This is a genomic window from Vibrio sp. 704, from assembly GCF_033339295.1.
The window spans coordinates 1-583 of the sequence record NZ_JAWOUH010000743.1; the positions used below are offsets into that span (position 1 = coordinate 1).

1 protein-coding gene is annotated in these 583 nt (G+C 41.5%); it reads right to left on the minus strand.

Annotated elements, in window-relative coordinates; genetic code table 11:
• The coding region (locus R7R24_RS28855) for a DNA/RNA non-specific endonuclease (protein ID WP_318120478.1) at positions 1-355 on the minus strand (355 nt) is incomplete at its 3' end.
• Positions 356-583 lie beyond the last annotated feature (228 nt).

The following is a 583-nucleotide window of genomic DNA, read 5'->3' on the forward strand; positions in this document are numbered from 1 at the left end:
GCTTCATTGACTCTTGGGTGAAATCCATTGTCGCTGACGGCGCAAGGTGCCCTCTGTCGTATCCTGAGCCTTTGTAGTCCGCTAGGGTAGAGCGTGCGTAATCCGGCATTTCAGTGTCTTCTTGGAAGGCGTTACTGCGTTTGTTGGTGATGTTCACGCTTTCCGCGGTAATGTGGTAAGCAACCCAGTCTGCATTTTTGGTGTTGTAGTTGTACCCAACCGCATAGCCATCTCTGCAAAGGAACTGATCGCTGTTGCTTGAAGGTATGCCTTTATCAAGGTGTTGACCGCAAGTTTCAGCAAGAGTAGGGAAGGATAAGAGAGTGACTAAAGATACTAAGATGATGTTTTTCATTATTTTTCTCCGTTATTAAGAGATTTAAAAATAATGAAATTATTCACTAAGACTGTGAATTAGCTTATAAACTAATCAGTATCTTGTAGGTTAATGATGAGGTAAATATCATTGCTGTGAATGTAAAGGGTTACACAACAGATTTTATAAACGTGTTGTCTAACCCAAAACTCACAGCGTAAAAGAGATGTGCTTACTCGGCTTTATTTGGTCCGGTAAAGCGAATGT